Here is a 24,444-nt window from a genome sequence, read left to right on the forward strand (position 1 = left end):
CCTTATCAATACATCACAGTATTCCGCCCGGAGCGCGCAGCGCCAGAGGGCTCGGCTTCTCGAAGCAAAGGGCAGGCGGAACCTCTGTTGCTGGTGAATACAGGCCAATCCTACCGGGGGTTGATAGTGACAGGAAGAATATAAATCCTATTAGTTATTCTTATTTGATATATAAAATAATGAGCAGAAGTGATGGTGAAACCGCGGCCTGGGGCGATTTTGGCCGCGGTGTTTTGTTCAGGCGCGTCCCCAAAGTCTGGCGACGGTCAGGGCGATAAAAGCTTCCAGCTTGGGTGACTGCCGTCGTTCGGGCAGATAGACCAGGTGCATCGGCCGTGGCAGCGGCGAATAGTCCGGCAACACCCGCACCAGCCGGCCGGCAGCAATATCTTCGTCCAGCAGCATACCGGCATGCAGCGCGATACCAAACCCGGCCAGCGCCGCCCGGCGCACTCCTTCGCCAGAGTCCATCCGCAGCCGTGGCCTGACCGGCACGCTAATTTCCCCCTCTGGCCCCTGCAACCGCCAGAAGTGGTTGCCGTCCCACTGGCTGAAGCCAAAGCAACTGTGGGTGCTGAGCTGAACCGGCTGCGTTGGAACACCCTGCTGCGCTAAATAGTCCGGCGAGGCGGCCAGCGTCATACGGTAATCGGGCAGGGCACGTGCCACCAGGCCGTCGTCCGCCACCGGGCCGATGCGAAATGCAGCTTCGTAGCTTTCCTCAATCAAATCCACTTTGCGATCCGACAGCACCACCTCCGCCTCGACCTCTGGGTGCCGCTGCAGGAATTCGGTGAGGATCGGCGTCAGAACGCGGTTGCCAAAAGTGACCGGTGCGCTGATACGCAGCAGCCCGCTGGGGGAGCTCAGCAGCGCCCGGGCACTGGCTTCGGCGGCATCGGCGTCGGCCAGCAGGCGGCGGCAGCGTTCGTAGAACACCCGACCGGCCTCGGTCAGCCCCTGCCTGCGGGTGGTGCGGTTCAGCAGCGGCGCATTCAGGCGTTGCTCCAGGTAACGGATGTGCTTGCCGACCATGGTCGGAGAGATTGCCATCTCCTCGGCGGCGGCGACAAAGCTGCCTTTTTCCACCACCCGCACAAACACCGCCATGCTGGTTAATCGGTCCATTATAAACCCCTGGTGTTTTCTGAATGTTCTGCGGGCCACTTTGCCTGATTATAGCGCTTTGCGATAATCCTTCTATCGACCGTCAGTGTGTTATTGGCGGAATTTCCCGGAGCAGCAACATGCATGCATTAGCGTTTGAACACTTTGGCGGGCCGGACGTGCTCGAATACCTTGAGTTACCGACGCCAGCGGTACCGGCGGGCGCGGTGCAGGTGCGGATGGGCGCTGCCGGGCTGAATTTTGCCGATATCTACCGCCGCAAGGGCAATTATGTGCTGCACGGTAACCCGCCGCATATCGGTGGTTACGAAGGCGTGGGCACCATTATCGCCGTGGGTGAGGGCGTCAATGGCTGGCAGTTGGGGGAGCGGATTGGTTTCGCCGATGTGCCTTTTTGTCACGCCACGCGTATCAATGTGCCGGTGGAGCATGCACTGCGGCTGCCACCAGCCCTGAGCGACGTCGAGGCGGCCTCAATTCTGCTGCAAGGGCTGACGGCGCAGTACCTGATTAATGACAGCGTGCAGGTGAAGGCGGGCGATCGCGCGTTAGTGCATGCAGCGGCGGGCGGTGTCGGGCAGATCCTGACCCGCATGCTGGTGGCGCGTGGCGCACAGGTTTACGCCGTGGTGTCTTCGGCGCACAAACAGCAGATCGCGCTGAACAACGGTGCCGCAGCAGCCTTCACCTATCAGCAGGATTGGGTCGCGCAAATTGCCGCGCTGACCGGCGGTGGCGTTGAGTACGGTTTCGACTCGGTCGGCATCACGCTGCAACAGAGCATCGACGCGCTGCGCCCTGGTGGCCGGGTCGTCACCTTTGGGATGGCGGGCGGCGAGGCTCCGGCTATTTCTGCCTACGGCCTGATGATGGATTCCAAAGGCGTGGTCGGCGGTGACCTCTGGACTTATCTCAACAGCGCCGAGGCACGACGTGAAAGGGCTGAACGCCTGTTCAGCAGTTGGCAAAATGGCGAATTTGCCGTGCCCCATATCGAAACCTTCCCGCTGAGCGAAGGCGCGGCTGCCCACCGTCGGCTGGAAGATCGCAGCTTTGCCGGTAAGATTGTGCTGCTCAACGATCGCGACCCGCAGAGTTAAAAGCAGCCTTCCCCTGCATGCTACACTGGCCGCCGGACGATAATTGGGGTCAGTCAGGATGGAAGTGATACGTGCGGCGATAGAAAAACAGGTGATCGGTCTGACCGGGCTGGCGCTTGGCGGGGTCGATTTTGAGAACCCGCCGGGTGATCCGGGCCTGTTTGGGCCGCAGTCGGTTATCTGGCAGGTACACAGTGATTTCACCTCGATGCTGTGTGGCGGTGTCAGCGCCTTGTTGCTGCAAATGCTGCACCCGTTGGCGCTGGCCGGCGTCTGGGACCATTCCAACTTCCGCGACGATATGCTCGGCCGCCTGCGCCGTACCAGCCAGTTTGTCTCCGTCACCACCTTTGGCCCCACGGCCGAGGCCGAACGGTTGATCGCCAAAGTTAAAGCCATTCATTTGCGGGTCAACGGCGTCAGCAGCGACGGCAGGGCTTATGCCGCCAGCGATCCGGACCTGCTCACCTGGGTGCACGTGGTGGAAAGCCGCTGTTTTTTGGCCAGCCATCTGCGTTACCGCAATCCTCATCTTGCCCGCGAACGGCAGGACAGCTATTACCGTGAGGCGGCACGCGTCGCCGCTGCCCTGGGAGCACGCAATATCCCTGTATCCTGTTGTGAAATCGAAGATTACCTGCAGCGGATGCGGCCGCAGTTGGTGTGTGATGAGCGCACGCAGGAAGTGGCGCGCATTCTGCTGGCGGCTCCGGCACCGAGCAGGCTGGCACAACCTTTTGGCGCTCTGGTAATGCAGGCGGGTATTGATCTGCTGCCGGATTGGGCGCAGCAGCAGTTTGATTTTTCTTCCGGCCGGTTGCGACAAAAACTGGTGCGGGTCGGTGCCGGCGGGGTGGGTAAAGTGCTGCGGGCCTCGATGCGTAACGGTTCCTATCAGCGAGCGCTACGACGAATTAACAAAACCGCCGTAGCGCATTGATGATTACCGCAGGTTAGCGGGGAAATCTGCCGGCAGCTCGCTGGCCGGACAGTTAATCACCTGCTCATCGTTTTCGCCGCAGTCGCGTACAAAGGTGATGCTGGCAAATTCGTCGATCACTTCAGTCGGGTACGCCGGACCGGCTTCACGATAGGCCGCCATCTGTGCCAGGTGTTCATTTTGGAAACACACGGTGTGCTGCGGATTATTCATAACCCAGCGCGGGAAGAAAATGGTGCCGTGGAAAATCAGATCGCCCAGATTGACGATGAGGCTAACGTCAGTCCCGGTCGGCTCAGTCCATGAGATTTTATACACTTCTGCGGCCACCCGAACCACGTAGACCGCCTGATCTTTCACCCAACGATTGCCCACTAACCCACTGTGGATCCGATAATCGATGGTGCCGGCATTCTTCAGGTAGATCTCATAATTCCAGCCATTGTCATAGGTATACACCAGATGTTTGCCGATAAAACCGCTCAGGTCGTGCTTGTCGAAGCTGCTCATTATGTGTTCCTTATGGGGAGTGTTTTAAGTCGATATGAGTAGCCTACGCTGATAAAAATCGATATAAAAACGCTAATATTGGCGGTTAATAATCGAATTATTAGATGTTTTAGGAGGCGAGAATGCGGGCACCCAAAACCACTCTGGATCAGTGGCACACGTTGCAGACCGTGATTGAGCAAGGGGGGTATATTCAGGCGGCTGAATACCTGCACCGCAGCCAATCCTCGGTGAGTTACAGTTTGCACACCTTGCAGGAGCGGCTGGGGGTTAAATTGCTGATGATAGTCGGCCGTAAGGCGGAGTTGACGGTGGAAGGCCGGGCATTATTGGAACATGCCAAACCGCTGATTACCGCTTTCAGCCAGCTTGAGGCGCGGGCGGCGGCGTTTACCCAAGGTGAGAAGGTGGCGTTAACGCTGGTAGCGGACAGCGTTTTTCCAAAGCCGTTACTGTTCCGCGCGCTGCGGCAATTTCAACAGCGCTATCCGCAAACTCAGGTGCGGTTGCGTGAGATCCTGCGGGGTGAAAGCCGGGAACTGCTGGCGCAAGCTGATGCCGACTTATACATCACCACGTTGCCGCCGGATGCTTCAGTGGACGGCAGTTTTTTGATGGATGTGAATTTTATCGCCGTCGCCCATCGTCACCATCCGTTGCATCAATTGAAGGGCCCGTTGACCCAGGCCGAACTGGTCCGTTTTCATCGCGTGGTGATTACCGATCCTCTGCAGCAAGCGGATGCAGACGCCGCGTGGAGTTTTACCACCTTTGATGCGGCGATACAGGCGATATGTCATGGGGTGGGGTATGGCTGGTTGCCGCAGGACCGGATCACCGGGCTGCTGGCCAGTGGTGAATTGCTGCCCTTACCGCTTGCCGGTCAGCGGATCCGTGCCACGCCGCTATATTTAATTTATGGGGATCCTCAGGGGTATTTTGATCTGACGACCAGGGCGATGGCGGAAATGATTACCGATGCGGTGCAATCCGACCATCAATTAGCCAACAGCCCGAAATTTTGAGACTTTTACGGGTGATCCGGCCGTTAATGCGCTTTACACTGGGCAAAAGCCAATTTCCATTTTATTTAGCGTGCAGCATTATTCTGCGCCTTGAGCCTATTTGAGGTTATATGAACGAGTCACACGTACTTGCTGAAGTCAGTAATGAGAACCAGACGCTGGTGGCGGTGGTTCAGCAAGATCATCGGGCTGCCTATTTTTATATTTATCCTTCAGAAGAAAATAGCGAACGTTTTCAGGTGCGAGCCTGCTGGCTGCGTAACCTGGCGGCCGCGCCGCAACAGGAAGACAGTGCGGCATTGGCGTTGGGCCAGCCACCGATGCTGGCAGCCGAGTTTTGCCGCAATCTGGAGGGGGAAGCGCCGCTGAACCCGGAAGGGCTGATGGTGGTCTGGACGGAGAGCGACGACGGTGCGGCGCTGTGGTATTACGGTCAACTGCTGGCAGTGATCCCCGGCTGGAGCCTGTATATCGACCACTCGGTGTGCTATTCCGCCAGTTGCATCAAAGAGAGTCCGCTGGCTTATCCGCTCGGCTCTGCTTCCACCAATACCCAGTATGCGCTGGCGGAAAGTACCCGTCAGTTCTGGCGTAGCTGGCAGCGGGAAGAGGATAATCCGTGGCCAAAAATGCAGAACGACTATCAGGCGATTTACGATCAGCACTTTGGTCCCTCGGTGAAATACTATGCAATCGACCAGGGTAAATGGCCGCCGATGGCCATTACTCAGCATGAGCGCGATGGCATCTACTATTTTCTCACCATGGGCGTCAGTATCCGCCCGATGCCGTGGGTGGAAATCCTGTTTAACGACGAAGCTCCCCGCTACCGCCGTATGGAAATGGGCATCGCCATCGACGGTCAGTACATGACCGAGGAGAACGCGGTGCAGATGGCCAGCGCGCTGGCCGGGTTTGCCCACGCCCCCTGGGCTAAAATTACCTGGTTTGGCGAAGGCCATACCCTGGAGTCTGAAGTCGCGCCGCAGGGTTATGAGGGCTATGTGCTCTCCTCGTCGTTTTACCCATACAGCGAGCACCTGACCCTGCCGAAACAGTATGGCGATCCGGTGAATATTTTCTGGGCCAGCCCGGTATTTGAAGCCGAGCGCCTGCTGGCGCACGCGACACCGAATGGTGGCCACGATCTGGTAAGTCAATTGCGTGAACAGGGCGTTGACCATATCTTCCGTCCGCGCCAACCGTTATGCTGATTTTCGATTAAATTCACGGGAGTTATCATGAAGTCAGCGCTGTTGATTATTGATGTGCAGAAAGGGTTGTTTACGCCGCCGCCGGCCGATGCCGAAGCGACGATTGAGCGAATTAACACTTTGAGCGCCGCTGCCCGTCAGGCTGGAGTGCCGGTGATTTTTATCCAGCATCAGACACCAGACGATGAGCTGGCACAGGGCAGCGATGCCTGGCAGATTGACTCCCGTTTGCAGGTGAACGACGGCGACCATCGGGTGGGTAAAACCACCCCGGACTCCTTCCTGCGCACCGGGCTGGGACCATTGCTGATCGCCAAGGGGGTTTCGCATTTGGTAGTCTGCGGCTACTCCACCGAGTTTTGCGTAGACACTACCACCCGTCGCGCCGCTGGGCTGGGCTATCCGGTGACACTGGCGGCCGATGCACACACCAGTCACGACAAAGCGCACGCCACTGGCCTGCAGATCCGTACCCATCACAACGCCACGTTGTCGAATATTGAAAGCTTCGGCGTGCTGATCAATGCGCTGCCGGCGGCAGAAATCCGCTTCTGATCGCCAGATAAAAACGAGCCCGGTGTATCAGCCGGGCTCGTTAGCCTTATTTCAATCCCGCCCTGCGTGCCGCCACCTTGGCCAACGCTGACCAGTCCAAATCCGCATCGCCCTGCGCCACCGCATCGAGGAAGTTATCCTTCAGTACGCCGGCGAACGGCATTGGTGTGTGGCTGTTGGCAGCGGCCTCCAATGCCAGGCTCACGTCTTTCATACCCAGGCTTAATTTGAAACCGGCCGGTTCGAACTTCTCTTCGGCAATCAGTGCGCCATAGCCCTTATAAGCCGGAGATGCGAACAGGGTACTGCTGAGCATTTGCAGGTAATCCGCGCCGGAAACGCCGTAATTACGCACCAGCGCACTGCCTTCGGCCATTGCCTCAATCGCACTGGCCAGCGTAAAGTTGGCGGCGATTTTGACGATATTGGCCTGTTCGGGCTGCTCGCCAAAATGCCAGGTCTGTTGGCCGAGCACCTCAAACAGCGGCTGTACCTTGGCGATCAGCTGCGCATCGCCCGCCGCCAGAATATTCAGCTTACCGGCCGCGGCTACGTCCACCCGCCCCAGCACCGGCGCGGCGATATAGCCGACGTTGTGCTCCATATGCAACGCCGCCAGTCGTTTGGCCAGCGCCACCGATATCGTCGCCATATTGATGTGGATCGCCCCCGGTTGCAGCCGTTGCAGCAACCCGCTTGCCAGCACCACCTGCTCGGTTGCGGCGTCGTTGGCCAGCATGGTGATCAGCACATCCACATCGGCCAACTCATCAGCCTGCTGCGCCTGTTGGCCCCCGGCGGCGACCAGCGGTAGTGCTGCCTCAGGGGAGCGATTCCAGACTTTCAGCGTATAGCCCGCCTGCAACAGGTTGGTGGCCATTGCGCTACCCATACCGCCCAGCCCGGCAAATCCGATCTTCATATTGTGTTCCTTCTTCAGGTTGAATCCCTTCACCCTAGCGCGGCAGGCTGAGAACGCAAATGGCGGAATGTAACGCTTTCTTAACCGACCCGCGCGCCGCCGTTAATTGAGGTGATGGTGCCGGTGATAAATGAGGCTTCTTTTGACGCCAGCCACAGTGCGGCGTTGGCGATGTCCTCCACCCGGCCGGTGCGGCCCATAGGTGTTTCTGCCGCGATGGCGTCAATGCGATCCTGCGACAACCCGGCGCCGAAGAAGCGGGTATCGGCGATAAAGCCCGGGGCAATGGCGTTGACAGTAATGCCCAATTCGCCAAGTTCGCGTGCCAGACTGAGGGTAAAACCCTGCACACCGGCCTTGGCGGCGGAATACCCCAGCGCCCCGGCGCTACCGCTGCCACACTGGGCGGCAATTGAGCTCAGGTTAATGATGCGACCGCCCGGTTTACGCAGGTGTGGCAACATCGCGAGGGTAAACAGAAAGGTGCTTTTCAGATTCCCCTCGATCACTGCATCCCATTCCTGTTCGGCCTGCGCCAGCGGCGTGTCGGCGGCAATCACCCGGGTAAAGCCGGCGTTGTTGATCAACACATCTACGGTGCCGAGATCGGCAGCGAGCTGTGCGACGACGTCTTCCACTGGCCCACGGCGGCTCAAATCCGCCGAATAGTAGCGGGTGTCGGGGCCAATTTGCTGCGCTGCCTGCTGCAGGCGTTGGGGCTCACGTGCCACGATGGCGACACGGTAATCCTGTTGCGCCAGTTGCCGGGCGATAGCCAGCCCAATGCCGCTGGAGCCGCCGGTGATAATCGCTGTACGTTGCGTCATAACTGTTCTCCTTACCGCGGGCCGTGCCGGAATGGCGTCGGCGTTCTGCGGTTGGAAAAGTATTGGCTTTTGCTGTTGATACATCCAATACTCTATTTATGCTCCCAAAATATGAAAAAGGTATCGTGTGATTGAACTACGTCAGCTGCGGCAGTTTATCGCCGTCGCGGAAGAAATGAGTTTTCACCGTGCCGCCGACCGCTTGCATATGGCACAGCCACCGCTGACCGCCGCCATCAGAAAAATTGAGCAGGAACTGGGGGTGCTTTTGCTGGAGCGTGGCAACCGCATCACCAGGATCACCGAAGCGGGGCAGGTATTTCTGATTGAGGCACGGCGCACGTTGGCGCAGTTTGATCGCACCCTCGGCAATACCCGGCGTGCGGCACGCGGCCTGACGGAATCGCTGCGCCTGACTTTTGTCGACAGCACGGTGAACGCCCTGTTACCGGGGATCCTGCGGCAGTTTCGTCAGGCACATCCGCAGGCGGAGTTTCATTTGCAGGAGGCCACTACCGCCGAGCAACTGATCGCACTGCGTGATGACCGTGCCGACATTGGCATGGTGGTACTGCCGGTGGTGCCACAGGAGGGCTTGCAGATGCTGCCTTTCCTGTACGATCGCATGGTGCTGGCGTTGCCGGAAAACCACCCGCTGGCGGCGCAGCAGCAAGTTACTTTGAGCAGTCTGGCCGATCAGTCCTGGATATTGTTTCCAGCGCATTACGGGCCGGGGATGCATGCGGCGATCCTGCAGGCCTGTGCGGTGGCGGGGTTTAGTCCGCGTATCGTGCAGGAGGCGCGACAGATGCAGACCATTGGCGGGCTGGTGGCGGGAGGCGTGGGCATCGCGCTGATGCCGGCCCTGTTTGCGGTGTTGCAATCCCCCGGGGTAGTGTTTCGAGAACTGAGCGGCACCGGCAGCCCGGTACCCTATACGTTGGCGCTGGCGTGGCGCACACCGTCACCGCTGAGCGAGGCATTTTGCCGTATAGCCCGTGAACAGGCAGCAACCTGGCAACCTGCGGTTATTGACAACACGGCTGCCGGGAGCGTAGCCTAAAAGCCATGAATATGCCGATGCACTCCACTCACAGCCAGTCCTGGTGGCGCCTCCTCTAAAGGCGGCACGGGTATTCACACCTCTTTTTAATGCCGCCGGTTCTGGCGGCATTTTTATTGCGTTGATCCGGTGGTGTCTTTACTTTCAGGAGCAAGGCAATGAGCTACACCATTCTGACCGGCGATCGCGCCACCGGATCCCTCCATTTAGGCCACTACGTCGGTTCACTGCGTCAGCGCGTTGAGCTGCAACAGCAGCATCAGCAAACGGTATTGGTGGCAGACCTGCAGGGGCTGACCGATAACGGCAATAACCCGCAAAAAATCAGCACCAACGTGCTTAATCTGGTGGCCGACTATCTGGCGGTTGGCATCGATCCGCAGAAAACCACCATTTGCCTGCAATCCGCGCTGCCGGCGCTGGCCGAGCTGACGATGTATTACCTCAACCTGGTCAGCGTGGCGCGGCTGGAACGCAACCCAACGGTGAAAAGTGAAATTATCGAGAAGGACTTTTCCCGCAGTCTGCCGGCCGGTTTTCTGGTTTATCCGGTCAGCCAGGCGGCGGATATCACCGCCTTTGGTGCCACACACGTGCCGGTCGGCGAGGATCAACTGCCGATGCTGGAGCAAACCAATGAAATTGTCCGACGTTTCAATCGCATTGTCGGCCAGCAGGTTTTGACGGAGTGCCAACCCTTACTGAGCAATGTTAGCCGACTGCCGGGGCTGGACGGGCAGGGCAAAATGTCGAAATCACGCGGCAATACCATCACTCTGGGTGCCGACGCCGATCAGGTGCACAAGGCGGTGATGAGCATGTTTACCGATCCGGGCCATCTGAACGTCAGTGATCCCGGCCAGGTGGAGGGCAACATGGTGTTCACCTATCTGGATGCCTTCTGTGATGACGCCGTGCTGGTGGCGGATTTGAAGGAACACTATCGCCGTGGCGGGTTGGGTGACATGAAAATCAAACGCCTGCTGGAAGACTGCCTGCAAAGTCTGCTGGAGCCGATCCGCACTCGCCGGGCCGATTACCTGGCCGACAAGGGCGAACTGCTGCGCATTTTACAGCAGGGTACCCGCTGTGCCGACCAGGTCAGCCGGCAGACGCTGGGGCGGGTGAAGGCCGCGCTGGGGTTGGATTTCTTCTCTCTGAGCTGAAGGTTTGCCCCCGGTGGAAAGAGGGCGTGAGCAAAACATCAGGCTGCGCTGTCAACGATCGGCTGTTTGACCACGAAGATATACGACAGCGCACCGATCACGGTGAAGCAGGAGCAGAGGGTGAGCGCCAGGCTGAACGAGTGAGTGGTATCCAGGATCCAACCGGTGACTACCGGCGCGAACGAGGCAAAGATAAAGCTGGCGAAGTTTTGAATGCTGCCGACCGAGGCGGTCATGCGGGAGGTCACCGCCACGTGGATTAGCCCCCAGCAGGAGGTGCCGGCAAAGTGGATGCAGAACAGCGCCATGCCGATCAACAACACCGCGCTGTAGGTGGTGGTGGCCTGAGCGACCACGGCGGTAAAGGAAGCGGACAGCAGCATGCCGGCGACGATGCAAATTTTACGGCTTTTCAACGGCGCCATACCGCGACGTACCAAAAAGTCGGTGACGAAGCCGTTTGACAGCATGCCAGCGGCACCAAACAGGAATGGGATGGCGCTCATCAGCCCGGTACTTTTCAAATCCAGATGGTAAGTGGTCTGCAGATAACCCGGCAGCCAGGCCAGATACAGCCAGGCGGTGTAGTTGATACCGCTAAAGCCGATCATCATGCCCCACATGGTGCGATTCCTGAACAGCGCTCGCCATTCGCGAAAGTTCATCGGTTCTGGCCTTGCGCTGACGCTCCCGGCATTCAAATAGGCCTGTTCCTGGGCACTCAGGCTGACGTCCTGTCGGTTGCGATACAGCATGTACCAGCCGATCGACAGTGCGATGCCCAACACGCCGATGGTGATAAACATGCCGCGCCAGCCGAAGGCCAGCATCATGGCGGTGAGGATCGGCGGGCTGATCGCCAGCCCAATGGTCGAAGCGGCATTGAAAATGCCCATCGGCATACCGCGATCCTTGATATTGAACCAGTCGTTGATCACCTTCACGCCGCACGGGTTCATCGGCGCTTCACCGATCCCCAATCCGATACGCACCCAGATAAACTGGGTGAAGTTGTGGATCATGCCGGACAGCGTCTGGAACACCGACCAGACAAACATGCCGATCCCCAGCATGATGCGCGGGCCTTTCCTGTCCAGCAATGGGCCGCAAGGCAACTGGGCGATACCGTAGGCCAGGGAGAATGCCGAAAGCAGCAAGCCGATTTCGGTGCCGCTCAGGCCCATTTCTTGCCGAATGGTAGAGTTCGCCACCGAGAGTGAACTGCGATCAAGAAAGTTAATTATGGCCGCCAGAAATAACAAACACATGGCCGTAGTTTGAATTTTTTTAATTCTGGCCGAGCGAACCAGCATGCCCTCGGGTGGCATAGGAATTATGTGATCGGAATAGGGTTCAGCCTGTTCCTTTCCGGTGTTAATCGTATTACTTCTTTCCATTTCGTCCTCCAGAATCTCGCATTAATAATATTTATTATTCCGGGTATTCCCCTGGATGGTGTTTTAGTGAAGGTATTGGCAGGTGGTCGGCAGTAAGCCTAGAGGGCGAAATATTTTAGGCACTTAGTTTTGTCGCGGTTCCGTGCGGCAGCCAGTATTTTGCTGCTTTTTATCGGTTTTAAATCATGCCGGGGTGTTTTTTACTGATAAAAAACACCCCGGCAGCTCAAGCGATGGCCTGATTGAGGGAGCGGATCATCGATTGTTTGGCGGTATCCAAATGGCGGTGCAGCGCGTTGATGGCTTCCTGATCGTTACGGCAGATCAGCGCACTGAGAATGGTCATGTGCTCTTCAATGGCAATGATATTGCGTTGTTTCAGATCGGTCTCATCCCACTGATAGTGGAAATGAAAAATCACCGAAATGATCTCCAGCGACTGGTTGAAAAACGGGTTGTTGGCGGCGGAGAGGATCAGCCCGTGGAAGTCACGATCCAACTGGGAAAACAAGCGATAGTGGTCGCTGATACCTTCGCGAAGTTGGCGGTGGCGGCTCAGCAGTTCTTTGGCCTGCAGCCAGCGTTCATCGTGCGCCGGCAGATTGATAAAGTGGGAAAGGGCGTGCGTTTCCAGCATTTGTCGCAGTTCAAACAGTTGTTCGGCATAGCGCTGGTCAAACTGTTTCATGCTCCACTGCCCGCGCTTGACGCTGTCGATCAGATTGTAACGGCTAAAATGCAGCAGAAATTCCCGCACCACCACCGGGCTGACGTTGACCGCCCGCGCCAGTTGCAGTTCGCTGAAGCTGTCTCCGGCGCGCAGTTGCTTCTGATTGATCATCTGATAGAACGCTTTCTCGAACCTTTTCCCCTGCTCGTCCAGGGAGGGGCTTTGGCAGTCGAAGCCGTCGTCCGACTGCGGCTGGCGTAAAATAACATAGTCGTCACCGACCTTTTCCAGCACGCCACGCTGGAACAAATGCGTCAGCGTATGGCGCACCGTGGTGCGGCTGATGTTGTACATTTCGGCCAACGCAGCCTGAGACGGCAGCGGTGAGCGCAGGTGGCCACTGTTGATGCCGTCAATCATCTGGTTAACGACATTGTGCCGCAGATTTTGGGTTCTGCTCATATGAGCCTCGGCTGTTTTTTATCTATTTAAAACCAATTTAAAGCGGTTTATTTTGTACTGCCTCACAGATTTACCCACCAATTTATTGCCGTTCGGCATTTTTATTTAATAACTCTCCCAATAACCGAGGGGACGTTATGAAAACAATGAAAGTATTAGTGCTCGATCAACCGACGAAATTAATTTATCAGCAACGTCCGGCCCCTTTTCCCGCACCGGCCGAGGCGGTGATCAAAATGATTACCGTGGGCATTTGTGGTACGGATATTCACGCCTGGTCCGGTCAGCAACCTTTCTTTAGTTATCCGCGGGTGCTGGGGCACGAGATATGCGGTGAGATTATCAGTCTGGGCAACCAAGCGACGGGCTGGCGGATTGGGCAGCGCGTGACGGTGATGCCTTATCTTTCCTGTCATCATTGCGGTGCCTGCCTGAGCGGCAAAACCAACTGCTGCGAGAATATTTCGGTGATTGGCGTACATCAGGACGGCGGCTTCAGCGAGTTTCTCAGCGTGCCGGTCAGTAACCTGCTGGCGGTGGACGACGTGGCGCCAGAGGCGGCAGCCCTGATTGAGCCGTTTGCCATCAGCGCCCATGCAGTCCGCCGTGCGGCCATAGCGCCGGACGATCCGTTATTGGTGGTAGGTGCCGGGCCAATCGGCTTGGGTGTGGCGGCGATAGCCAAAGCCGATGGAGCACAGGTAGTGGTGGCTGATACCAGCGCCGAACGACGACGGCATGTCGAACGGGTGCTGGAGCTGCCGGCACTCAATCCACTGGACGATCAGTTTGAGGCCAGGCTGCGCGGCCAGTTTGGTGGCATGCTGGCGGCGAAAGTGATCGACGCCACCGGCAGTGCGCAGGCAATGAACCATGCCGTCAACCTGATCCGTCACGGCGGCAGCATCGTTTTTGTTGGGTTGTTCAAGGGGGATTTGCAATTCTCGGATCCTGAGTTCCACAAAAAGGAAACCACCCTGATGGGCAGTCGTAACGCTACCGAAGAGGATTTCGTCAAGGTCGGCCGGTTAATGGCGACGGGGGCGATCACCGCCCAGATGATGTTGACCCATCACTTTGATTTCGACAGCCTGGCGGAGGATTACGAAGCGCAGGTCATCAACAACAAACAGCTAATTAAAGGCCTTATTCGCTTTTAATCCCAATGGGAAATGACGGCACGCGTCATTTCCCAGCCATAAAACCATCATCCCGTTGTCACAAAGTTATTCGTTAATAGGTGCCCATAATGATTAGCCACTGAAACCAGAGAAATCATATGGCTCAGGCACAGTTAAAACTTGCAACGACCGACTTTCCAGGGCAACAACCGATGTCATCCCGCAAGGTGCTATCGGTAAAAGGCTTAGGCAAAGCTTATAAATCTCAGCACCGGGTGCTGGACGATATCAACTTCGACCTGCACGTGGGTGAGTTCGTGGCGGTGATCGGCCGTTCCGGTGCCGGTAAATCCACTCTGCTGCATACCCTGAACGGCACCATTCCTTCGAGCTGCGGCGAAATGCTGCATTTTGAAGACGACGGCGTGGCGCAGGATATCGCCCAGTTGACCGCCCGCCAGATGCGCCAGTGGCGTTCACGCTGTGGCATGATTTTCCAGGACTTCTGCCTGGTGCCGCGGCTGGACGTGATGACCAACGTGTTGCTGGGTCGTCTGAGCCACACTTCCACCCTGAAATCCTTCTTCAAACTGTTTGACGACGCCGACCGTGCCCGCGCCATAGAACTGCTGCAGTGGCTCAATATGCTGCCGCATGCGTTGCAGCGCGCCGAGAACCTGTCGGGCGGCCAGATGCAGCGAGTGGCGATCTGCCGCGCGCTGATGCAAAACCCCAAAATTCTGCTGGCCGATGAGCCGGTGGCATCACTCGACCCGAAAAATACCCGCCGCATTATGGATGCGCTGCAAAAAGTCAGCGAAAACGACATCGCGGTGATGGTGAATCTGCATTCGGTCGAACTGGTGAAAGAATATTGCACCCGGGTGATCGGCATTGCTCAGGGCAAAATCGTGTTTGACGGTCATCCGTCGCAACTCAACGAACGGATACTGCACCAGCTGTATGGCGAGGAAGCCAATCAAATCCATTGAAACCCTTATTTTCACTTTTACCTTTACACACACAAGGCATAGTAATGAAAAAAGTATTGAGTCTGACCACCCTGATGGCCGGCGCGATGATGGTATTTAATGCTACCGCAGCGGACGCACCTAAAGTACTGAACCTGGGCATTCTCGGTGGGCAAAACGCCACCCAGCAGATTGGTGATAACCAGTGCGTTAAACAGTTCCTGGACAAAGAGCTGAGCGTCGACACCAAGCTGCGCAACTCCTCTGACTATTCCGGCGTGATCCAGGGGCTACTGGGCGGCAAAATTGACCTGGTGCTGAGCATGTCGCCGTCGTCATTTGCTTCGGTGTACATCAAGGATCCGAAAGCGGTGGATATCGTCGGCATCGCGGTGGATGACGTTGACCAATCCCGTGGTTACCACTCGGTGGTGATCGTTAAAGCCGGCAGCCCGTATAAAAAGCTGGAAGACCTGAAAGGCAAGGCGGTGGGCTTCGCCGATCCGGATTCCACTTCCGGCTTCCTGATCCCGAACCAGGAATTCAAGAAACTGTTCGGCGGCACGGTAGACAATAAATACAACAACGCTTTCTCCAGTGTGACCTTCTCCGGTGGCCATGAGCAGGACGTCCTCGGCGTGCTGAACGGTCAGTTCGAAGGCGCAGTGACCTGGGCGTCGATGATCGGCGACTACAATACCGGCTACACCAGCGGAGCATTCACCCGCATGATCCGCATGGATCACCCGGACCTGATGAAACAGATCCGTATTATCTGGCAGTCGCCACTGATCCCGAACGGCCCAATCCTGGTGAGCAATGCATTGCCGGCAGAATTCAAAGCCAAGGTCGTGACTGCCATCAAGAAGCTGGATAAGGAAGACCACCAGTGCTTTATCAAGGCGATGGGCGGCAAACAACACATCGGCGACACCACACTGGCGGAATACCAGAACATCATCGATATGAAGCGTGAGCTGACCAAAGGCGACCGTTAATTCTCGCCTTTACGTCGTGATTGATCCAAAGGGGTTCAGCATGCTGAGCCCCTTGTTGCATAAAGATGGAAACCTATTTTGAATAAAGATTTTGCGCACTATTACCAGCAAATCCGCAGCAAGCAAAAGCGTGAGACGCTGATCTGGTCGCTCGGTCTGGTGGTGCTCTACCTGGGCGCCGGCAACATCGCCGAGTTCAACTTGCACACCGTGTGGCTATCGATCCCCCACTTCTTTGACTATCTGGCGGAAACCATTCCGACCCTGCACTGGCGCTTATTGTTTGCCGATGGCCACACCGAAGGGTCATTCGCCTACTGGGGTTACCGGCTGAACATTCAATTGCCGCTGATCTGGGAAACCTTGCAGCTGGCGTTGGCGGCGACCATTCTTTCGGTGCTGGTGGCCGGTGTGCTGGCGTTTTTGGCGGCCAATAACACCCACAGCCCGGCGACGCTACGTCTGACAATCCGCACGCTGGTGGCATTTTTACGCACCATGCCGGAACTGGCGTGGGCGGTGATGTTCGTGATGGCGTTCGGCATCGGGGCTATTCCCGGCTTTTTGGCGCTGGCGCTGCACACCATTGGCAGCCTGACCAAGTTGTTTTATGAGTCGATTGAAACCGCCTCCAACAAGCCGGTGCGCGGGCTGATGGCCTGCGGTGCGACCCCGTTGCAGCGCATGCGGTTTGGCATGTGGCCCCAGGTGAAGCCGGTGTTTCTTTCGTACAGCTTTATGCGGCTGGAAATCAACTTCCGCCAGTCAACCATTTTGGGATTGGTCGGGGCGGGTGGCATCGGCCAGGAGCTGATGACCAACATCAAACTCGATCGCTACGATCAGGTCAGCATGACGCTGCTGCTGATTATCCTGGTAGTTTCGCTGCTGGATTACACCTCAGGTGAACTGCGCAAACGGGTCGTGGAGGGGAAAAAATGATAACGGCACCCACTATTTCGGCGGAAAAGCTGCAAACGCTCAAACAGCAGCATCCGGAGATATTTTCACAGCAACACCGCTACCTGCGCACTATCGGCATTGTGGCGGTGGCGATTGCACTGTATTACCTGTTTTTCTTCCAGTTTTTTGGTATCTCGTGGCCGCAGTTTATTAACGGTTGTCACCAGCTTGGCCGCTACTTTATGCGCATGTTCGTCTGGCACGATTTCGTCAACTGGCCGTTCATGTACTACTTCCAACAGATATTTATCACCATCGGCATCGTGTTTGCCGGCACCCTTACCGCCTCGTTGATCGCCTTGCCGCTGTCGTTCTTTGCGGCACGCAACGTGATGTCGACGCCGTTACTGCGACCGATCTCGGCGCTGGTGCGCCGCCTGCTGGATGTCTTGCGCGGTATCGACATGGCGATTTGGGGGCTGATTTTTGTACGCGCCGTTGGCATGGGGCCGCTGGCCGGGGTACTGGCGATCGTGATGCAGGACGTCGGGCTGCTTGGCAAACTGTACGCCGAAGGGCACGAAGCGGTCGATAAATCCCCCAGCCGGGGTCTGACGGCGGTGGGTGCTAACGGCCTGCAAAAGCACCGCTACGGTATCTTTACCCAGTCGTTCCCCACATTTTTGGCGCTCAGCCTGTACCAGATTGAATCCAACACCCGTTCTGCCGCGGTGCTGGGCTTCGTTGGCGCCGGCGGTATCGGCCTGGTGTATGCGGAGAACATGCGGTTGTGGAACTGGGACGTGGTGATGTTTATCACCCTGATCCTGGTGGTGGTGGTGATGATTATGGATAAGGTCTCGTCCATCCTGCGCAATAAATACATCATTGGCGAAGACATCCCGCTGTATCAGCAAAAAAGCCAAATCGATTGAGAAACCCGGCTCTGATCCCTATACTGCCGCACATATTCAAGGCGCAGCAGTATAGGGTATTACAATGTGCGCGCCTTCCGGTTTACAAGCTAAAGGCAATTCTATGATCAACAATGACGTGCTGCGCAGCGTGCGCTACATGCTGAATATTAACGACGCGAAAATGGTTGAGATTATCAAGCTGGATAATTTCGACGTTGCGGTCTCGGCAATGAGCACTTACGTCATCAAGGAAGGCGAGCCAGGTTTCGAAAACTGTCCGGACGAAGTGATGGCACACTTCCTGAACGGTCTGGTGTTCTTCAAGCGTGGTAAGGACGACAAGTTCCCGGCGCCGGAAGTGGAACTGCCTGTCACCAACAATCTGGTGTTGAAAAAGCTGCGCGTAGCCTTCGAGTTGAAAGATACCGACATGCACCAGATCTTCACCGCCGTGGAGTTCCGCATTTCCAAACCGGAACTGAGTGCGCTGTTCCGCAAAGAAGGCACTAAAAACTTCCGTCCTTGTGGCGACCAGATGCTGCGTTACTTCCTCAAAGGGTTGGCGCAACGTCTTCGTGGTGCATAAATAACACCCCGGTGGTGATTAAGGCGTGATCGAAAGATTACGCCTTTTTTATTGGTTTCGGGGGTGAGGGGGCCAGCAGCTGTTGCGCCAGCGATTCTGCGTGTTGCGCCACCTGTGGCAAGCCCATTAGCTCGCCGAAACGGCCACGGGCGGCGGGGCCTGCCACGTACAGGTGAGCCTGACTCTGACCCTGGCGGTTAATCGGCCGGGAATGGGCATCGACCCAAATTCCCAACGCCAGCGGATCCGGTTGGATCAGCCCCTGCGTTGCGAGTTGTTTCAGCAAAGCATCACTTTCCAGCAACGCACTGTGCGCAGGGCCGGTAGTGACAATCAGTTGATCCACCAACAGCGTTTCCGCAACGCCCCTACCGCGCGCTTTTAAACTCAGCACAATCGCCCGCTTATCCACTGAGACCTGCTGCAGGCGGGCGGCCAGCACCTTAAGATGCCCGGTCTGCTGCAACTGCGTCAGCACCTCGCTGACCTGCGGCGCGATGCGGTAACGATGCACGTCCCACCAGGGGCGAATATGTCGCAGAAAACGCCGCTGTTCCTTCAGCGACCACTGTTGCCAAATTTGTTGGCCGTGGGAGCGAATGTCATCCAGCACCAGTTGCCAGGGCAGCCCCTCTGCCTTTGCCTGGCGGACTTCCTGCCGAACTCGTCGCAGCCAGCCACGGGCGGTAGCCGCCTGCGGACGCTGGTAATCAAGCGGCCGCGCGGCATAGTCACCGGTCAGGTTTGGCCGGGGAAGTTGACCGCGCCGTGAGAAAGCCAGGATCGGTCCGCGATGTCCCTGGCGGTGAAGTGAGGCCACCACATCCGACATGGTCAAACCGGAACCGATAATAGCCACCCGAGCCTGATTATCCACCTCGGTCAACGCGTTAACCTGCCAGGGATTGGCGATCAGCCCCGGATGATTTTTCAGCGCTTGTTGAAGCTGTTTGGGTACGGCCGGCGGCGGATGACTGATGGCCAGCACTACGTCATCCGCAGGGTATTTATTTCCGCAAGCGGTCAGTACCACACCGTCCTGCAGAGCAACGGCGTAGTCCTGAACGTGGGTAACCTGCACCGCGGAGGTTTCCATCGCCGTGGCCAGCTTTTCGGCGATATAGGCACCAAACTGGCTCCGCTGCGGATAGAGGCTCCCATCCGACCAGAGTGCCTTGGGATCCTGTTGGCAGGCGGCAGAAGCCCGGAACCAACGGTCGAAGTCGCCTTCTTCCTCTGCGGAAAGCTGCATCCGTGCGGCGGGGACGTTAATGCGGTGCGCCGGATCGCGGGTGCCGTAAGCGACGCCTTGCGCCAACTGAGCACGAGGCTCAATAATTGTCACCTTCAGCCCGGCTTCTCCCAGTCGCGCCAGGTGGATAGCCAGCGCCGTGCCGCTAAAGCCGCCACCAATGATGACAATCTGCCGGTCAGCCATGACTCAGCTCCGGCTGCTGTTGACGTTCCAGTTCACGCACCAGCGGGATCACTTCGCGGCCAAAAAACTCCACCTCTTCCTGGAAGTGCAGGAAGCCGAGCAGCATCAGATTTACCCCCGCCTGCTTCAGCGCGATGATCCGCTGTGCAATCTGCTGCGGCGTGCCAATCAGGTTGGTTTTGAACCCATCGTTATATTGCACCAGATCCTCCAGCGTTGATTTAGCCCAGTTGCCTTCGCCCTCTGGCGAAGCGCTGCCGGCATTTTTAACCTCGGATTGAAAGCCTTTCACCGCATCGGGATTGGCATGATCAAGGATATCACGCAGCACGCTTTGTGCTTCCTGCTCCGTCTGGCGGGCAATCACAAAGCCATTGACGCCGACCTTAACCCGGTGCTGGTTTTCTGCGGCCTTGAGCTGGATATCCTCAACCTGCAGGCGGATAGCTTCCGGAGTATTGCCGTTAGTGAAGTACCAGTCGGAGACCCGTGCTGCCATATCCCGCGCGGCTCTCGAGCTGCCACCCTGGAAAATTTCCGGCTGGGGATCGAGGGGTTTTGGCTTCAATGCATAGTCGCGGAAGCGGTAAAAATCACCGGCAAAAGTGAAGCTATCCTGCTGCCAGATGCCCTGCAGGCAGCGAATAAACTCCTCCGAACGCAGGTAGCGCTCTTCATGATCCAGCCAGGGTTCGCCAATGGCTTTAAACTCGCCGCGGAACCAACCGCTAACGATATTGACGGCAATACGCGCGTTGGACAGGTGGCTGATGGTGGCGATCTGTTTGGCCGCCAGCGTCGGGTTCCATGGACCAGGCAACAGGGCGGCAATCACCTTGAGCCTGGTGGTCACGGCCAGCAGGTCTTGTGAAAAGGTCACCGACTCGTGCTGGTTATCGGCACCATAACCGGCGGTAAAGCGGATCTGTGTCAGGGCATAGTCAAACCCGGCGCGCTCGGCAATCTGGGCCAGCTTGCGGTTATAGTCGGCATCCCAACCGGTGCGCTGAGGGATCTGACTGATCACCAGACCGCCTGAGACGTTAGGCACCCAGTAGGCGAATTTAATCGGTTCATTGCTCATGGTGTGGCTCCTCAGTTTTACTTTTTCACCGGACGACGATCGCCACCGATGGTTTCTCCAAACGGCCCGGTATTGACCGTGCGCTGACGTTTCACGTTGTTAATCGCCAGCGGCAATAGCGGCATCACCAGCTCGGCAAATCGGTGCGCTTCTTCCAGATGCGGGTAACCCGAGAAAATGAAATTGGTGATCCCCAACGCCTGATATTCTCGAATGCGTGCCGCAATCTGTTGCGGATTGCCGACCAGTGCCGTACCCGCGCCCCCACGCACCAGTCCGACCCCGGCCCACAAATTGGGAGCGATACGTAAACTGTCCTTCGAACCGCCATGCAGGGCGCTCATACGGGCCTGGCCAGTCGAGTCCATGCGCGAGAAAATCTTCTGCGCGGCGGCGATGGTTTCATCATCCAGGTGGGCAATCAGTTTGTCGGCGGCGGCCCAGGCTTGCTCTTCGGTTTCGCGCACAATCACGTGCAGGCGAATGCCATAGTCCAGGGTGCGGCCGCGCTCTTCTGCCCGCTGACGGACCACGGCAATTTTCTCCGCCACCTGTTCCAGCGGTTCTCCCCAGGTGAGATAGGTATCGATCTGGTTGGCCGCCACCTCCAGCGCTTCTTCAGACGAACCGCCAAAAAACAGCGGTGGCCCGTTCTCCTGCACCGGCGGGAACAGCACCTCAGCGCCTTCCACCCGCAGATGCTCACCCTGGAAATCGACCTTTTCCCCTTTCAACAGGCGGGAATAAACCTCCAGAAACTCACGCGTGACCTGATAACGTTCGGCATGGCTCAGGAAAATCCCATCGCCTTTGTTTTCCACCGGATCGCCACCGGTGACTACATTGATCAACAGACGGCCTTCCGAAAGACGATCCAGCGTGGCAGCCATCCGTGCAGCCAGGCTGGGGGGCTGCAAGCCAGGGCGCACAGCGACCAGATAGCGCAGACGTTTGGTGATTGGGGCCAGTGCGGCAGCGACCAGCCAGGAGTCCTCGCAGCTTTTGCCGGTGGGGATCAGCACGCCGTAATAACCCAGACTGTCTGCCGCCAAAGCAACCTGTTGTAAATAAGGCAGATCGACGGCTCTTCCTCCCTCGGCAGTGCCCAAATAACGGCCGTCACCGTGGGTCGGTAAAAACCAAAAAACGTTGATGTTGTCAGCCTGTGCTTCGCTCATTATCCGTTTCCTATATAACGATATCTTAATTTATTCCATAGAATATCCAGACTTGGTTATAAACAACTTAGCAGGAAGCATGCCAGAAATGACTTTCTTATTTTTTGTTAATTATTAGTGGGTTAGTTTATTTGTTGGCAGCGGTATTCTGCTGCAAATGCAGCAGTGACTGGCGGAGTGCTGCTGCATTTGCAGCAAGGTGGGCGTTTCCCCTCTCGTTATCGCCGGCGTCTGCCGGTATGGTTTCCGTTCTGATCCCCTGAAGGTAATAACCATGCAAACCTCCGGCCCACAGTTAATTGATCCCGCTTCTATCGCCTTCCAGAGCGTGCTGGATCGATTGGCACCGACCGATGCGACGGTGCTTATCGTGGGTGAAACCGGCACCGGTAAAGAGGGGGTAGCCCGTTACCTGCATCATCAAAGCCCAAGACGCGATGGCCCCTTTCTGGCGGTGAACTGCGGGGCTTTGACCGAGAGCCTGGCCGAATCGGAGCTGTTTGGGCATGAAAAAGGGGCTTTCACCGGGGCGACGGATCGCCATCAGGGATGGTTTGAGGCGGCGGCAGGCGGCACGCTGTTGCTTGATGAAATTGGTGAGTTGAGCCTGTCGTTACAGGTCAAACTACTGCGTGTTTTGCAAGAACGGGAAGTGACCCGGGTTGGTTCTCATCGACCGGTCAAAGTGGACGTCCGCGTGGTGGCTGCCACGCATGTGGATCTGGCTAATGCCATCCGCGAACGTCGTTTCCGTGAAGATCTTTACTATCGGCTTAACGTCGCCGCCGTTGCTCTGCCGCCCTTGCGCCAACGGCGGGAGGATATCCCGTTGCTGGCCGACCATTTCCTGACGCTGTACGCGCGGCGCCTGGGGCGCCCTCAATTACGTCTCAGTGAGCAGGCGTTGGCCGCCCTGATGGACTATCCGTGGCCGGGGAATATCCGCGAACTGGAAAACACCCTGCACAATGCCGTGTTGCTTAGCAGAGAACCGCTGATTAGCCCGCAGCAGCTGAGGTTGAACGCCGAAAATGTCAGTGCATTGCCTTATGGTGATGATTCGTTGGATGTTTTCCTGCGCCAGCAGCTTGAGAGCAACGACAGCCCACTCTACCAGCGGGTGATCGATTCGCTGGTGCGCAATGCTTTTGAACTGAGCCAGGGCAATCAGTTGCAGACCGCGTCGCTGTTGGGGATCAGCCGTAATACGCTGCGTACCCATCTGGGGCATCTTGGCCTGATCAAAGCCCGGCGCAGCGTGACGAGTTCGGCACTAAAATCTGCCCAATCCGCCGGCCGCAGTGAACGTGAGCTGCGCATTGGCTATCAGAAGTTTGGCAATTTGGGGATACTCAAAGCCCGTCAGTCGCTGGAGGCCCGGTTTGCCGAGAGCGGGGTGAGTGTACTGTGGAGCGAGTTTCCTGCCGGCCCGCAGTTGCTGCATGCCCTGACCAACCGTGAAATCGATTTTGGCACTACCGGCGAGGTGCCACCGCTGTTCGCTCAGGCCGGCAACAGCCCGCTGCTGTATGTGGCCTGGGAACCTGCCGCCCCACAGAGCGTGGCATTGTTGGTTGCTCACGATAGCCCCATTCAGACTATTGCCGACCTGCGCGGCAAGAGGATTGCGGTCAATAAAGGCTCCAACGTGCATTATCTGCTGCTGCAAATTCTGGATGAAGCCGGGCTGACGCTGGAAGATGTGCGGGTGGTCTATGCACCACCAAAATACCCACTGACCCCCAGCGATCACCATGCGGTAGATGCCTGGATGATGTGGGATCCTCTGCTGAGCGATGCCGAACAGAATGCGCAGCTCAGGGTGATTGCCAATGGCGTCGGACGGGTGAACAACCATCAGTTTTATCTCACCCATCGCGACTTTGCCGGGCATTCCCCCGATTTACTGCACGGGCTGATGAGTGCGCTGGAACAAACCGGCCATTATATTGACGCCCACCGTGACCAGGCCGCGGTACTGTTATCCGCTGAGCTGGGGTTGGCTATTTCCTCGCTCACCCATGCTTTGGCTCGTCGCAGTCATCAACCCCGTCGAATGGATTTGACTATTATTCGCCAGCAGCAGGCGATAGCCGATCGTTTTTATGCTTTGGGGCTATTGCCGCGCGCGATTAAAGTCCGCGAGGCGGTATGGCAGTAAAATATTTGGGTTTCTACTCTTTGTTGTGTGGTGGTTCAGCCATTTTCCATCGTTAGTGCTTAAGAGCATTCCTGGTTAATTTCTCAAGGTCTGTTAGACGAAAATAAT

Annotated in this window: 23 protein-coding genes; 14 read left to right on the plus strand and 9 right to left on the minus strand. The window is 57.1% G+C overall.

What is annotated here, in order from left to right; genetic code table 11:
• Positions 1–237: 237 nt before the first annotated feature.
• Positions 238–1,128: a LysR family transcriptional regulator gene (locus tag QOT07_RS06980; protein WP_283602781.1), complete on the minus strand. Its 891-nt coding sequence runs from the start codon at positions 1,126–1,128 to the stop codon at positions 238–240.
• Positions 1,129–1,247: 119 nt separating this feature from the next.
• Here QOT07_RS06980 and QOT07_RS06985 point away from each other — a divergent pair, with 119 nt between their 5' ends.
• Positions 1,248–2,228 carry a quinone oxidoreductase family protein gene (locus QOT07_RS06985; RefSeq protein ID WP_283602782.1) on the plus strand — a complete coding sequence of 327 codons (981 nt, stop codon included), beginning with the start codon at positions 1,248–1,250 and terminating at the stop codon, positions 2,226–2,228.
• Between the two features lie 58 nt (positions 2,229–2,286).
• The gene (locus QOT07_RS06990; RefSeq protein ID WP_283602783.1) at positions 2,287–3,168 is read left to right on the plus strand and encodes an oxygenase MpaB family protein; all 882 of its coding nucleotides are present in this window, start codon (positions 2,287–2,289) and stop codon (positions 3,166–3,168) included.
• Positions 3,169–3,171: 3 nt separating this feature from the next.
• On the opposite strand, the gene QOT07_RS06995 is transcribed toward QOT07_RS06990, so the two are convergent.
• Positions 3,172–3,681: a phenolic acid decarboxylase gene (locus QOT07_RS06995; RefSeq protein WP_198404458.1), complete on the minus strand. Its 510-nt coding sequence runs from the start codon at positions 3,679–3,681 to the stop codon at positions 3,172–3,174.
• A gap of 119 nt (positions 3,682–3,800) precedes the next feature.
• Between QOT07_RS06995 and QOT07_RS07000 the strand changes: the two genes are divergently transcribed.
• From QOT07_RS07000 to QOT07_RS07010, 3 genes are all read left to right on the plus strand, one after another.
• On the plus strand, positions 3,801–4,703 hold the full coding sequence (locus QOT07_RS07000; protein ID WP_283602784.1) for a LysR family transcriptional regulator: 903 nt from the start codon (positions 3,801–3,803) through the stop codon (positions 4,701–4,703).
• 110 nt (positions 4,704–4,813) lie between these two features.
• Entirely contained in the window at positions 4,814–5,917 is a 1,104-nt protein-coding gene (locus tag QOT07_RS07005) for a suppressor of fused domain protein (protein WP_283602785.1), read from the plus strand.
• Between the two features lie 27 nt (positions 5,918–5,944).
• On the plus strand, positions 5,945–6,472 hold the full coding sequence (locus tag QOT07_RS07010; RefSeq protein ID WP_219015671.1) for a cysteine hydrolase family protein: 528 nt from the start codon (positions 5,945–5,947) through the stop codon (positions 6,470–6,472).
• 46 nt (positions 6,473–6,518) lie between these two features.
• On the opposite strand, the gene QOT07_RS07015 is transcribed toward QOT07_RS07010, so the two are convergent.
• Both QOT07_RS07015 and QOT07_RS07020 read right to left on the minus strand, forming a co-directional pair.
• On the minus strand, positions 6,519–7,412 hold the full coding sequence (locus QOT07_RS07015) for an NAD(P)-dependent oxidoreductase (RefSeq protein ID WP_283604315.1): 894 nt from the start codon (positions 7,410–7,412) through the stop codon (positions 6,519–6,521).
• A 62-nt stretch (positions 7,413–7,474) separates the two neighbouring features.
• Positions 7,475–8,221, minus strand: a complete 747-nt coding sequence (locus QOT07_RS07020) for an SDR family NAD(P)-dependent oxidoreductase (protein WP_207975910.1) — start codon at positions 8,219–8,221, stop codon at positions 7,475–7,477.
• A 127-nt stretch (positions 8,222–8,348) separates the two neighbouring features.
• On the opposite strand from QOT07_RS07020, the gene QOT07_RS07025 reads away from it, so the two are divergent.
• Positions 8,349–9,284 (plus strand): LysR family transcriptional regulator, encoded by a 936-nt coding sequence (locus tag QOT07_RS07025; protein ID WP_283602786.1) that lies wholly within the window; start codon positions 8,349–8,351, stop codon positions 9,282–9,284.
• Positions 9,285–9,442: 158 nt separating this feature from the next.
• On the plus strand, positions 9,443–10,450 hold the full coding sequence (trpS, locus tag QOT07_RS07030; RefSeq protein ID WP_085115783.1) for a tryptophan--tRNA ligase: 1,008 nt from the start codon (positions 9,443–9,445) through the stop codon (positions 10,448–10,450).
• Between the two features lie 38 nt (positions 10,451–10,488).
• Here the strand turns inward: trpS and QOT07_RS07035 are convergent, their stop codons facing one another.
• Positions 10,489–11,847, minus strand: a complete 1,359-nt coding sequence (locus tag QOT07_RS07035) for an MFS transporter (protein ID WP_261427133.1) — start codon at positions 11,845–11,847, stop codon at positions 10,489–10,491.
• Positions 11,848–12,073: 226 nt separating this feature from the next.
• The gene (locus tag QOT07_RS07040; RefSeq protein WP_219015675.1) at positions 12,074–12,979 is read right to left on the minus strand and encodes a GntR family transcriptional regulator; all 906 of its coding nucleotides are present in this window, start codon (positions 12,977–12,979) and stop codon (positions 12,074–12,076) included.
• Positions 12,980–13,116: 137 nt separating this feature from the next.
• Between QOT07_RS07040 and QOT07_RS07045 the strand changes: the two genes are divergently transcribed.
• From QOT07_RS07045 to QOT07_RS07070, 6 genes are all read left to right on the plus strand, one after another.
• Positions 13,117–14,139: a zinc-binding alcohol dehydrogenase family protein gene (locus QOT07_RS07045; protein ID WP_198404451.1), complete on the plus strand. Its 1,023-nt coding sequence runs from the start codon at positions 13,117–13,119 to the stop codon at positions 14,137–14,139.
• A gap of 119 nt (positions 14,140–14,258) precedes the next feature.
• Positions 14,259–15,092, plus strand: a complete 834-nt coding sequence (phnC, locus tag QOT07_RS07050; RefSeq protein ID WP_413477484.1) for a phosphonate ABC transporter ATP-binding protein — start codon at positions 14,259–14,261, stop codon at positions 15,090–15,092.
• A gap of 44 nt (positions 15,093–15,136) precedes the next feature.
• A complete protein-coding gene (gene phnD, locus QOT07_RS07055; RefSeq protein ID WP_099063975.1) occupies positions 15,137–16,069 on the plus strand; it encodes a phosphonate ABC transporter substrate-binding protein in 933 nt (310 codons plus the stop codon).
• A 78-nt stretch (positions 16,070–16,147) separates the two neighbouring features.
• Entirely contained in the window at positions 16,148–17,011 is an 864-nt protein-coding gene (gene phnE, locus QOT07_RS07060) for a phosphonate ABC transporter, permease protein PhnE (RefSeq protein WP_099063976.1), read from the plus strand.
• Positions 17,008–17,907 (plus strand): phosphonate ABC transporter, permease protein PhnE, encoded by a 900-nt coding sequence (phnE, locus tag QOT07_RS07065; RefSeq protein WP_219015676.1) that lies wholly within the window; start codon positions 17,008–17,010, stop codon positions 17,905–17,907. Before phnE (QOT07_RS07060) ends, phnE (QOT07_RS07065) begins: the two co-directional genes overlap by 4 nt.
• 103 nt (positions 17,908–18,010) lie before the next feature.
• Positions 18,011–18,475, plus strand: a complete 465-nt coding sequence (locus tag QOT07_RS07070) for a YehS family protein (RefSeq protein WP_099063977.1) — start codon at positions 18,011–18,013, stop codon at positions 18,473–18,475.
• 37 nt (positions 18,476–18,512) lie between these two features.
• Here the strand turns inward: QOT07_RS07070 and QOT07_RS07075 are convergent, their stop codons facing one another.
• From QOT07_RS07075 to ssuD, 3 genes are read right to left on the minus strand one after another with little or no spacing between them, the layout of a single operon-like run.
• Positions 18,513–19,913: an FAD/NAD(P)-binding protein gene (locus QOT07_RS07075; RefSeq protein WP_283602787.1), complete on the minus strand. Its 1,401-nt coding sequence runs from the start codon at positions 19,911–19,913 to the stop codon at positions 18,513–18,515.
• Positions 19,906–20,997, minus strand: coding sequence for a dimethylsulfone monooxygenase SfnG (sfnG, locus tag QOT07_RS07080; protein WP_207975901.1), 1,092 nt, complete (start codon positions 20,995–20,997; stop codon positions 19,906–19,908). The genes QOT07_RS07075 and sfnG overlap by 8 nt, the downstream gene beginning before the upstream one ends.
• 17 nt (positions 20,998–21,014) lie before the next feature.
• Complete coding sequence (ssuD, locus tag QOT07_RS07085; protein ID WP_207975899.1) at positions 21,015–22,175, minus strand: FMNH2-dependent alkanesulfonate monooxygenase; 1,161 nt, start codon at positions 22,173–22,175, stop codon at positions 21,015–21,017.
• Positions 22,176–22,449: 274 nt separating this feature from the next.
• Here ssuD and QOT07_RS07090 point away from each other — a divergent pair, with 274 nt between their 5' ends.
• Positions 22,450–24,336 carry a sigma-54-dependent Fis family transcriptional regulator gene (locus QOT07_RS07090; protein WP_283602788.1) on the plus strand — a complete coding sequence of 629 codons (1,887 nt, stop codon included), beginning with the start codon at positions 22,450–22,452 and terminating at the stop codon, positions 24,334–24,336.
• The last annotated feature ends 108 nt before the right edge of the window (positions 24,337–24,444 follow it).

This window comes from Serratia proteamaculans, from assembly GCF_949794035.1.
GTDB classification, from domain to species: Bacteria; Pseudomonadota; Gammaproteobacteria; order Enterobacterales; family Enterobacteriaceae; genus Serratia; species Serratia proteamaculans.

Coding starts and splice junctions, on each gene's coding strand:
- QOT07_RS06980 (WP_283602781.1), bottom strand. CDS start 1,128: ATGGACCGATTAACCAGCATGGCGGTGTTTGTGCGGGTGGTGGAAAAA.
- QOT07_RS06985 (WP_283602782.1), top strand. CDS start 1,248: ATGCATGCATTAGCGTTTGAACACTTTGGCGGGCCGGACGTGCTCGAA.
- QOT07_RS06990 (WP_283602783.1), top strand. CDS start 2,287: ATGGAAGTGATACGTGCGGCGATAGAAAAACAGGTGATCGGTCTGACC.
- QOT07_RS07000 (WP_283602784.1), top strand. CDS start 3,801: ATGCGGGCACCCAAAACCACTCTGGATCAGTGGCACACGTTGCAGACC.
- QOT07_RS07005 (WP_283602785.1), top strand. CDS start 4,814: ATGAACGAGTCACACGTACTTGCTGAAGTCAGTAATGAGAACCAGACG.
- QOT07_RS07010 (WP_219015671.1), top strand. CDS start 5,945: ATGAAGTCAGCGCTGTTGATTATTGATGTGCAGAAAGGGTTGTTTACG.
- QOT07_RS07020 (WP_207975910.1), bottom strand. CDS start 8,221: ATGACGCAACGTACAGCGATTATCACCGGCGGCTCCAGCGGCATTGGG.
- trpS (WP_085115783.1), top strand. CDS start 9,443: ATGAGCTACACCATTCTGACCGGCGATCGCGCCACCGGATCCCTCCAT.
- QOT07_RS07035 (WP_261427133.1), bottom strand. CDS start 11,847: ATGGAAAGAAGTAATACGATTAACACCGGAAAGGAACAGGCTGAACCC.
- QOT07_RS07040 (WP_219015675.1), bottom strand. CDS start 12,979: ATGAGCAGAACCCAAAATCTGCGGCACAATGTCGTTAACCAGATGATT.
- QOT07_RS07045 (WP_198404451.1), top strand. CDS start 13,117: ATGAAAACAATGAAAGTATTAGTGCTCGATCAACCGACGAAATTAATT.
- phnC (WP_413477484.1), top strand. CDS start 14,259: ATGGCTCAGGCACAGTTAAAACTTGCAACGACCGACTTTCCAGGGCAA.
- phnD (WP_099063975.1), top strand. CDS start 15,137: ATGAAAAAAGTATTGAGTCTGACCACCCTGATGGCCGGCGCGATGATG.
- phnE (WP_219015676.1), top strand. CDS start 17,008: ATGATAACGGCACCCACTATTTCGGCGGAAAAGCTGCAAACGCTCAAA.
- QOT07_RS07070 (WP_099063977.1), top strand. CDS start 18,011: ATGATCAACAATGACGTGCTGCGCAGCGTGCGCTACATGCTGAATATT.
- QOT07_RS07075 (WP_283602787.1), bottom strand. CDS start 19,913: ATGGCTGACCGGCAGATTGTCATCATTGGTGGCGGCTTTAGCGGCACG.
- sfnG (WP_207975901.1), bottom strand. CDS start 20,997: ATGAGCAATGAACCGATTAAATTCGCCTACTGGGTGCCTAACGTCTCA.
- ssuD (WP_207975899.1), bottom strand. CDS start 22,175: ATGAGCGAAGCACAGGCTGACAACATCAACGTTTTTTGGTTTTTACCG.
- QOT07_RS07090 (WP_283602788.1), top strand. CDS start 22,450: ATGCAAACCTCCGGCCCACAGTTAATTGATCCCGCTTCTATCGCCTTC.